Origin of the sequence: Cellulomonas sp. A375-1 (assembly GCF_001040865.1) — a bacterium.
Lineage (GTDB): Bacteria > Actinomycetota > Actinomycetes > Actinomycetales > Cellulomonadaceae > Cellulomonas > Cellulomonas gelida.
Genome location: NZ_LFKW01000054.1, coordinates 1 through 8,708, shown reverse-complemented (window position 1 = coordinate 8,708; position 8,708 = coordinate 1). Strand labels below are relative to the sequence as shown.

Sequence of the window (8,708 nt, the reverse complement as noted above, 5' to 3'; positions counted from 1 at the left end):
CCAGGCCGTGGGGCAGGTCACGGTGTCAACCGACCCTGCAGCAGTCCCAGGCACCCATACCGCCGATGACCTGCCCAAACACTCTGTGCGCCTGGGCAGATTCGAACTGCCGACACCCGCTTTAGGAGAGCGGTGCTCTATCCCCTGAGCTACAGGCGCGGGATCCGGCAGAGCGTGCGAGCGGAGCCGAGTTCGGCTCGGGCTGCGTGACTGCCGTGGCGATCCTTGCGAGTCCCCGCAGCGCCGGTAGGCGACCGCAAGGACGCAGGAAGCCTACCGGAGCGGTGCGGTGAGAACGGGAGCGGGCCGTGGTCGGTGGGGACCAGCAGGATGGCGACGGCGACGACGGTGCCGACGACACGCTCGTCGGACTCGATGGTCGGCTGGAGCACGCAGCCTTGGAGCAAGGACGCCCGCAGAGCGCGCTGGGCGGCTACGGCTTCCAACCGGTCGAGTCGGCTGACGTGATGGGGCGTAGGACTCGGGCGGGGACGCCGGCGGCGATGACGCCCGGGGGGATGTCGCGGGTGACGACGCTTCCGGAGCCGATGACGGAGCCGGCGCCGATGGTCACGCCTTGGTTGATGGTGACGTGACCGCCGATCCACACGTTGTCGCCGATGGTCACGGGCTTGGCGTAGCAGGCGCCGTTGACGCGCTCGACGGGATCGAGGGCGTGGTTGGAGGTGAAGATCCCGACGCGCGGGCCGAGCAGGACGTTGTCGCCGATGGTGATGGGCGCTCCGTCGAGCATCACGCAGTCGAAGTTGGCGTAGAAGTTCGAGCCGATCGTGATGTTGTAGCCGAACTCGCACCGGAACGTGGGCTCGAAGTGCACGCCGGTGCCCACCGCAGCGAGCAGGGTCGCGAGGAGCGCCTCGCGCTCAGCCGGCGGGCGGCCGAACGTCGCGTTGTACTCGTTGGTGCGCAGCACGGTCGCCTCGCGGGCGGCCACCAGCTCGGGGGTCAGGTCGTCGTACATGGCGCCGGTGAGGATGTGCGCTCGCTGCTCTGCGAGGTTCATCGGGGTGGTTCCGTTCGTCGTCCGCGGGTGGGTCCCCCATGGTCGCGTGCCGGGTCGCCCCCGGCCGTGAGGCGCGACGAGCAGCGGCCGCGCACCAGGCGCGAGGCGCGGCGGGACCGACGACGGCGCGTACCGACGCACGACCGTCGGATACGCACTTTCCGAAACATAACCGATTCAGAGAACGAAACTCCCATGCTCGGACATCTTGACCACTCCCACGCCCGCGCACAGAATCGCTCTGCCACGGCCTGGCGGGCGAGCTTCTCGTCGCAGGCCGCACGCGTCGGCCCCCACCGGCCGGCGCTCAGGGGGACCCGCCGAGGACGACGGGTCGTCGCAGACCAAGGTCAACGATTCCGCACGAGGGAGTGCAGAATGTCCGCAACTATCGGAGCCCCGCGACACCGTCGCCGCTCCTTCAAGTCCGTCGTCGGCCTCGTCGCCGCAGCTGCGCTCACGGCCGGCGGTCTGGCCATCGCGGCGCCCGCGTCGGCCATCTCGTCGAACTCGACCGGGACCAACAACGGGTACTACTACTCGTTCTGGACCGACTCGCAGGGCACCGTCTCGATGGACCTCGGCTCGGGCGGCAACTACTCGACGTCGTGGCGCAACACGGGCAACTTCGTCGCCGGCAAGGGATGGCAGACCGGCACCCGCCGCGCCGTCTCCTACTCCGGCCAGTTCAACCCGTCCGGGAACGCCTACCTGACGCTGTACGGGTGGACCACCGGCCCGCTGATCGAGTACTACATCGTCGACAACTGGGGCACCTACCGCCCCACCGGCTCGTACATGGGCACCGTCAACTCGGACGGCGGCACGTACGACATCTACCGCACCCAGCGCGTCAACCAGCCCTCCATCCAGGGCACCGCGACGTTCTACCAGTACTGGTCGGTGCGGCAGCAGAAGCGGACCGGCGGCACCATCACGGCCGGCAACCACTTCGACGCGTGGGCGTCCAAGGGCATGAACCTCGGCTCGCACAACTACCAGATCCTCGCGACCGAGGGCTACCAGTCCTCCGGCTCGTCGAACATCACCGTGTCCGAGGGCTCGTCGGGTGGGAACAACGGCGGCAACAACGGCGGCGGCGGCAACCCCGGCGGGGGCGGCGGGTCCTGCACGGTCTCCGCGACCAAGACCCAGGAGTGGGGTGACCGGTTCAACGTCACCTACACGGTCTCCGGCTCGAGCAGCTGGACGGTGACGGTCTACCCGTCGAACGGCCAGTCGCTCCAGAACTCCTGGAACGCCAACCGCAACGGCAACACGTTCACCCCGAACGGAGCCGGGAACACGTTCGGCGTCACCTACTACAAGGGTCCGAACAACGTGAACTGGACGCCCAGCGCGTTCTGCTGACACGGCCCGACGAGGGGGCGCGGCGCGACGAGAGTCGGGACCGCGCCCCCTTCGTCGTCCCGGGACGCTCGGCGAGCCGGTCCGACGAGGAACGCGGGGTCAGCGCAGGACCGCGACCAGCCCCTCGCGCGAGTGGACGCCGGTCTTGGCGAACACGCGCGCGAGGTGGGAGTCCACCGTCCGCACGGACAGGGTCAGGCGCGCGGCGATCGCGCGGGACGTCATGCCGCCCGCGGCGAGCGAGGCGATCTCGCGCTCGCGCGGGGTCAGCGCGACCGGCGGCTCGAGCGGCGGGAGCCACAGCCCGCGGCGGTTGAGGTCCCGCTCGGCGATCCGGGCGAGGTCGACGTCGTCGCCCACCATCGCGTCGATGTGCGCCGCGACGGCCGCGGCCCGCGCGCCCTCGACCGTGCGCGCCAGGATCGCGACGCGCTCCAGCACGTCGGGCGAGCGTCCGCCGGCGCGGACGAACCGGTGCAGCGCCTCGAGCTCGACGCGTGAGGCACCCCGGTCGCGGGCCCACTGCGCGAGCAGCGACGCCTCGACCTTCACTCCCGGGTCCCGCAGCCACGCCAGCGCGTCGAGCTTGAGCATGCGCACCTCGGGCTCGAGCGCGGCCGCGGCGCGCAGGGGCGTCGCCTCGACGGACGCCAGCAGGTGCCGCGCGGCGTTCGTCGCACCGCTCGCCGCCACCGCGAGCGCCTCAGCGGCCGTGGTGAACGCGATCATCCCGCCGCGGTCGTTGACGCGCAGGCGCGCGTTCGCGGCGCGCAGCTCGGTGGCCGCCTGCGACCACGCGCCGAACAGGATCCCCGCGATGCCCTTGGCGGCCTGCAGCGCGACCCAGTCGATCGCGACCGGGTTCTCGTCGAGCGTCCGCAGGTTCTCCTCCTCCAGCACGCTCAGGTCGCCGGACCACAGGCGCGTGAGGATGTCGACCACGTAGATCTCGCCGACGCCCCACCGGTACCGGTCGGCCAGCGCCTCGGCGACCGGCAGGTGGCGCTCGGCGAGCTCGCGCGCCTCGGCGAACCGTCCCGCGTCGGCCAGGCCGACGACCGTCGGGGCGACGAGCCGCACCGCGGTCGCCGGGACGCGCGGGCGGGACAGCATCGCGAGGGCCTCGGCCCGCGTCTGCGTCGCGCGGCCCGCCCAACCGAGCCGGACCAGGCGCGTGACGGCGAGCTCGTCGGCCCAGTCCCCCGGCGCGTCGATCGACTCGAGCCAGCGCGCGGTGGACCGCGCGATCTCGAGCGCGTCGTCCACGTCCGTCCCCGAGACGTGCAGCGCGGCGGACAGGATCTGCACCGCGTCGACCATCCGCCGCACCAGCGCCGCATCCAGCGTGGGCAGGGCGCGCAGCGTCTCGATGACGATGGTCGCGTCCCGCCCCGCGCGCACCAGCTCGCTCTGCGTCCACCAGGCCTCGCCGCGCCAGTTCATCAGGCACGCCCAGTACTCGCCGCCCACGGGCGTCGTGCGCAGCGCCAGGTCCACGAGCCGGATCACGACGTCGGGCTGCTGCAGCGTGAACGCCTCCGCGACCGCGGCTTCGAACCGCGCGCGTCCGACGACGATCCCCGAGTCCATCGCGAGCATGACCGACCGCATGAGCGAGGCGCCCGACGCCGCATGCGTGGAGCCCGCGACGAGGTCGAGCACCTCGCGCCGACGACCGCCGGGCACCCGCGCGCGCACCGCCTCGGCGTACAGGGCGTGCGCCAGGTCGACGACGATCTCGCTGCCGCCGGCCGAGGGCTGCGGGCGCAGCGTCGCGACACCGGTGTGGGTGAGCTCGTCGACCGCGGTCCGCGGCACCACGTCGAGGAGCAGGCGCAGCGGGACGGGGCACAGCAGCGCGACGGCCTCGAGCGCGCGGTGCGCGTCCGGCGACAGGCGCGCGACGTCGTTCTCGACGATCTCCAGCAGGCGCGAGCCGGGCGTGGCGCGGCCGGTCCACATCCACACGCCGTCGTACTCGCGCAGCCCGCCCGCGGAGCGCTCCGTGCGCACCAGCTCGCGCGCGTGGAACACGTTGCCGCGCGTCTCTCCCCAGATCCGGCGCACGGTGTCCGCCGTCGGGAGCCCGCCCAGCTCGCCCGCGAGCCACTGCTCCATCTCCGCGAGCGTGAACGGCGCGACGTCGATGCGCTCGACCACGTCGTCCTTCCACAGCTCGAGCCACGGCGAGTCCGAGGCGCCCGACGAGCGCGAGGTCGCCACGAGCAGCACCGTGCGCTGCCGCACGACCCACGCGAGGGCCTGCGCGGACGCGTCGTCGAGCAGGTGGGCGTCGTCGAGGCGCAGGACGAGCGGGGCATCGCCCGCGAGCTCGGCGAGCGACTGGCCGAGCACGCGCACGGTCCGCGCGAACGAGCCGATCGAGAACAGGTCGTCGGCGAGCAGCGGCTCGAGCCCCGACAGCGGCAGCCCGGCCCGGGAGGACGCGCCCGTGAGCGCCACGACGTACGGGGCGCGGCCGTCGATCACCAGACCCTCGAGCGCGCGGGCCGCGAGCGCCGTCTTGCCGACCCCCGCCTCGCCGACGACGAGCACGCTGCGCCCCTCGCGCAGGCACTCGCGCAGCTGCTCGACGGCCTCACGCCGGGACGCCGGCATGACGAGGTGGCGCGACGCGAACGGCGTCGACCCCTGCTGGCTCACCGCGACCGGTGCGACCGGCTCGACCTCGGGCTCGTCGCGCGCCACAGCCCGCGACGAGCGCGGCGAGGCAGGCACGACGTCGATGCCTTTCAACGGGGTGAGCAGGACCTTGGTCCTCATCATGGACTGTGGACGGGGGCAAGTGACCATCGCTCTCGTCGGCTGGACAGAATTTCGCCCGGTCGCGCGCGCAACGGACCTTGGGCCCGACTCCGCGACGTTGCGTAGCGATTACCGATGACCCGGTACGGGCCCGCTTCCTAGCCTCGAGGCACGACACACCTGCGTCTGCCGATCACCCCGCGCCGGTGTCCTGACCCCAACGCGGGGGCCACAGCCGAAAGAAGGATGGCCCGTGCCCACCTACACAGCCCCTGGCGTGTACGTCGAGGAGATCCCCTCGACTCAGAAGGTCCTGACCTCGGCCCCGACGGCCGTCGCCGCGTTCGTCGGGTTCACCGCCTCGTTCCCGACGGACGACCCGAACGACCCGAACGGCCTCGCGCCGCGGCTCGTGACGAGCTGGACCCAGTTCGAGTCGCTGTACGGCGGCTTCGTCGAGGGTGCGCTCCTGCCCCTGTCGATCTACGGCTTCTTCCTCAACGGCGGCGCGCAGGCGTACGTCGTGCGGATCCCGAACGCCGAGCCGTCCGGTGAGCCGGCCCGCCTCGAGCTCCCGGCCTACGACCGCTCGCTCGGCCTGCCGCTCGCGATCGAGTCCGTCGAGCCCGACGCCGACCTCACGGTCCTCGTCAGCACCGCCGACGCGCCCGACGACGAGGACGGCCCCGCGCCGTTCAGCATCACGATCGTCGAGGCCGGCGAGGCCGTCGAGACCTACGACGACCTGACGCTCGGCGGCCCGCGCGACGCCGCGACCGTCATCAACAAGACGTCCACCAAGGTCAAGGTGGAGATCAAGCTCGCGCAGGACACCGACCTGTCGAGCCAGCTCGAGCTGCTCAAGCCGGGCCAGTACTCGCTCGAGAAGGCTGCACCGAAGCCCGTCGCCGTCTCGGGCCGCAAGTTCGCCGGCTCGGAGTCGGCCCGGTCGGGCATCAACGGCCTGGCGATCGCCGAGGACGTCACGATCGTCGTCGTCCCCGACCTGCTCACCGCGGCCACCAAGGACGACGGCTCGCTCGACCTGGGCCTGTGGAAGGCCGTCCAGACGAGCCTGATCGCGCACTGCGAGCAGCACGCCAACCGCGTCGCGATCCTCGACGCCCCTCCCGGGTTCACGCCGCAGCAGGTCAAGGAGTGGCGCAGCGACGTCGCGCAGTACGACTCCGCGTTCGCGACGCTGTACTACCCGTGGATCAAGGTCGAGAACCCGACCGGCTCCAACGGCAGCTCCGAGATCCTGCTGCCCCCGTCCGGTCACGTCGCGGGCGTGTGGGCACGGACCGACGAGTCGCGCGGCGTGTGGAAGGCCCCGGCCAACGACACGATCCGCGGCGTCCTGGACGTCGAGCGCTCGATCACGCAGAACGAGCAGGGCATCCTCAACCCGATCGGCATCAACGCGATCCGCCCGTTCGGCACGCGCGGCATCCGCATCTGGGGCGCCCGCACGCTCGCCTCGGACACCGACTGGCAGTACATCAACGTGCGTCGCCTGTTCAACATGATCGAGTCGACGATCCTCGAGGGCACCCAGTGGGCCGTCTTCGAGCCGAACGACGTCTCCCTGTGGGAGGGCGTCAAGCGCACGCTCAACGCGTACCTGCGTGGGCTGTGGCAGGCCGGGGCGCTGTTCGGCGCGTCGCCCGACCAGGCGTTCTTCGTCAAGTGCGACGAGACGACCAACCCCCCGGAGTCGATCGACGCCGGCCGTCTCGTCGTCGAGGTCGGCATCGCGCCCGTCAAGCCCGCCGAGTTCGTGATCTTCCGGATCAGCCAGAACAAGCAGATCGCGAACTGACCGCACCCGTCCCTGACTGAAGGAGCACGTCGATGCCCAACGAAGCACTCATCAACAACGACCCGATCGTCTCGCAGAACTTCTTCCTCGAGATCGACGGCTCGGTCGTCTCCATCCTCAGCTCGGTGTCCGGTCTGGACATCGAGATGGAGGTCGTGACCATGGAGCAGGCCGGTGCGAACGGCAAGATCCAGGTCGTCAAGACGCTCGGCAAGTCGAACAAGGCCCCCGACCTGCAGCTCGTGCGCATGGCCCCGCCGGACATGACGCAGGACAAGCTCTGGGGCTGGTTCAACGACATCCGCGACAAGGGCATCCTGCTGTCGGACCGGTCGAACAACCGCAAGAGCGGCTCGATCGTCATGTACGACTCCACGAACGCCGAGATCGCGCGGTTCAACTTCACCAACGGCTGGCCGAGCAAGATCTCGACCGACCAGCTCAGCGTCGAGTCGAACGACCCGGTGAAGGAGACCATCACCCTCACCGTCGAGTCGCTCGCGCGAGTCAAGTGAGCCTGCGCACCCGCTACGAGTTCACGCTGCCCCGGGGGTACGTCGACCGCAACGGCGACGTCCACCGGGACGGCGTGATGCGGCTCGCCACGGCCCGCGACGAGCTCGAGCCGCTGCGCGACCCCACGGTCACGGGCCCCGACGACCCTCGTCTGACGATCGTCGTCCTGGCGCGTGTCGTGGAGTCCCTCGGCACGCTGCCCATGGTCACGCCGCACGAGATCGAGGGTCTGTTCGCGGCGGACCTGGCCTACCTGCAGGACTTCTACGGGGTGATCAACTTCGGGAGCCAGCAGGAGTTCGAGGAGTTCGTCGCCGCCCAGCGCGCGCTCGGTCAGGCGCCCGGGGTCTCGTCGTCCGACGAGGCCCCGGCGCCCGACGCCGAGAGCCAGGAAGCCGCACCGACGTCCTCCGTCGAGGCAGCCGCCGCGCTGCCCCGGCCCGGCCGCGGGGCGATCGAGGAGATCCGCTCCGAGGCCCGTCACTAGGTCCTGACCATGCTGCGCTACCCCGTCGACGTCCTCTGGCAGGAGATCGCCTACCTGGCGTACCACCTGCACTGGCCGCTGCCCGACCTGCTCGACCTCGAGCACATGGACCGCGTCCGGATGGTGCGGGCTGTCTCAGCGATGAATGCCCGAGCGTGGGAGGCGGTGCGCGACAGTGCCTGAAGGACCCCTGGGTGGAGACGCGCCCGTCTCCGCCAACTTCCTGTTCGAGGTCGACGGTGTCGAGATCGGGTACTTCGTCGAGGTCACCGGCCTCGAGATGACCGTGAGCACGCAGGAGTACCTCGAGGGCGGGCAGAACCAGTACGTGCACCGCTTCCCCGGCGTGATCCGCTGGCCGAACCTGGTGTTCCGCCGGGGCCTGGTGAACTCCGACGCGCTGTTCCAGTGGGTCGCGAGCTCGTCGGGCGAGGGGTTCGCGGGCAACCAGAACAGCCTGACCCGTTCCACGGGCGCCGTGACCGTCGTCGACCACCAGGGCGCGCGCCTGCGCTCGTGGGAGTTCGAGGGCGTGTTCGCCGTGTCGTGGGCCGGGCCGCGGCCGAGGAGCTCTCCGCCGCCTCGCAGCAGGTCGGCTCGACGTCCGAGGAGACGTCCGCGCAGGCGGGTGTCGTGGCCGCGGCGGCCGAGCAGGTCTCGCGCAACGTGCAGGCGGTCGCGGCGGGTGCCGAGCAGATGGGTGCCTCGATCCGGGAGATCGC

At 71.2% G+C, this 8,708-nt stretch carries 7 protein-coding genes, 1 tRNA gene and 2 pseudogenes; 7 read left to right on the top strand and 3 right to left on the bottom strand.

Features of this window, described 5'->3' with window-relative positions:
• Nucleotides 1-86: 86 nt before the first annotated feature.
• Nucleotides 87-159 (bottom strand) — tRNA-Arg (locus tag CWIS_RS06305).
• Between the two features lie 274 nt (nucleotides 160-433).
• Nucleotides 434-1,024 (bottom strand): sugar O-acetyltransferase, encoded by a 591-nt coding sequence (locus CWIS_RS06300; RefSeq protein WP_048342415.1) that lies wholly within the window; start codon nucleotides 1,022-1,024, stop codon nucleotides 434-436.
• A 378-nt stretch (nucleotides 1,025-1,402) separates the two neighbouring features.
• Between CWIS_RS06300 and CWIS_RS06295 the strand changes: the two genes are divergently transcribed.
• Entirely contained in the window at nucleotides 1,403-2,395 is a 993-nt protein-coding gene (locus CWIS_RS06295; RefSeq protein ID WP_048342414.1) for a glycoside hydrolase family 11 protein, read from the top strand.
• Between the two features lie 99 nt (nucleotides 2,396-2,494).
• On the opposite strand, the gene CWIS_RS06290 is transcribed toward CWIS_RS06295, so the two are convergent.
• On the bottom strand, nucleotides 2,495-5,179 hold the full coding sequence (locus tag CWIS_RS06290) for a LuxR family transcriptional regulator (protein ID WP_197080774.1): 2,685 nt from the start codon (nucleotides 5,177-5,179) through the stop codon (nucleotides 2,495-2,497).
• 235 nt (nucleotides 5,180-5,414) lie between these two features.
• Between CWIS_RS06290 and CWIS_RS06285 the strand changes: the two genes are divergently transcribed.
• From CWIS_RS06285 to CWIS_RS19285, 6 genes and pseudogenes are all read left to right on the top strand, one after another.
• Nucleotides 5,415-6,983 carry a phage tail sheath family protein gene (locus CWIS_RS06285; RefSeq protein ID WP_048342412.1) on the top strand — a complete coding sequence of 523 codons (1,569 nt, stop codon included), beginning with the start codon at nucleotides 5,415-5,417 and terminating at the stop codon, nucleotides 6,981-6,983.
• Nucleotides 6,984-7,015: 32 nt separating this feature from the next.
• Nucleotides 7,016-7,498 carry a phage tail protein gene (locus CWIS_RS06280; RefSeq protein ID WP_048342411.1) on the top strand — a complete coding sequence of 161 codons (483 nt, stop codon included), beginning with the start codon at nucleotides 7,016-7,018 and terminating at the stop codon, nucleotides 7,496-7,498.
• A complete protein-coding gene (locus tag CWIS_RS06275; protein ID WP_053071582.1) occupies nucleotides 7,495-7,986 on the top strand; it encodes a hypothetical protein in 492 nt (163 codons plus the stop codon). Before CWIS_RS06280 ends, CWIS_RS06275 begins: the two co-directional genes overlap by 4 nt.
• A 9-nt stretch (nucleotides 7,987-7,995) precedes the next feature.
• Nucleotides 7,996-8,169 (top strand): DUF6760 family protein, encoded by a 174-nt coding sequence (locus tag CWIS_RS18665; RefSeq protein ID WP_170211014.1) that lies wholly within the window; start codon nucleotides 7,996-7,998, stop codon nucleotides 8,167-8,169.
• Nucleotides 8,132-8,485: pseudogene (locus CWIS_RS19290) on the top strand (phage tail protein); the annotation flags it as partial. The gene CWIS_RS18665 and the pseudogene CWIS_RS19290, both read left to right, overlap by 38 nt.
• A 56-nt stretch (nucleotides 8,486-8,541) precedes the next feature.
• Nucleotides 8,542-8,708, top strand: a pseudogene (locus tag CWIS_RS19285) (methyl-accepting chemotaxis protein); the annotation flags it as partial.

What these genes read in the sequence shown, in the direction of transcription:
- CWIS_RS06290 (WP_197080774.1), bottom strand. Translation starts at nt 5,179, where the DNA reads ATGAGGACCAAGGTCCTGCTCACCCCGTTGAAAGGCATCGACGTCGTG.
- CWIS_RS06300 (WP_048342415.1), bottom strand. Translation starts at nt 1,024, where the DNA reads ATGAACCTCGCAGAGCAGCGAGCGCACATCCTCACCGGCGCCATGTAC.
- CWIS_RS18665 (WP_170211014.1), top strand. Translation starts at nt 7,996, where the DNA reads ATGCTGCGCTACCCCGTCGACGTCCTCTGGCAGGAGATCGCCTACCTG.
- CWIS_RS06280 (WP_048342411.1), top strand. Translation starts at nt 7,016, where the DNA reads ATGCCCAACGAAGCACTCATCAACAACGACCCGATCGTCTCGCAGAAC.
- CWIS_RS06295 (WP_048342414.1), top strand. Translation starts at nt 1,403, where the DNA reads ATGTCCGCAACTATCGGAGCCCCGCGACACCGTCGCCGCTCCTTCAAG.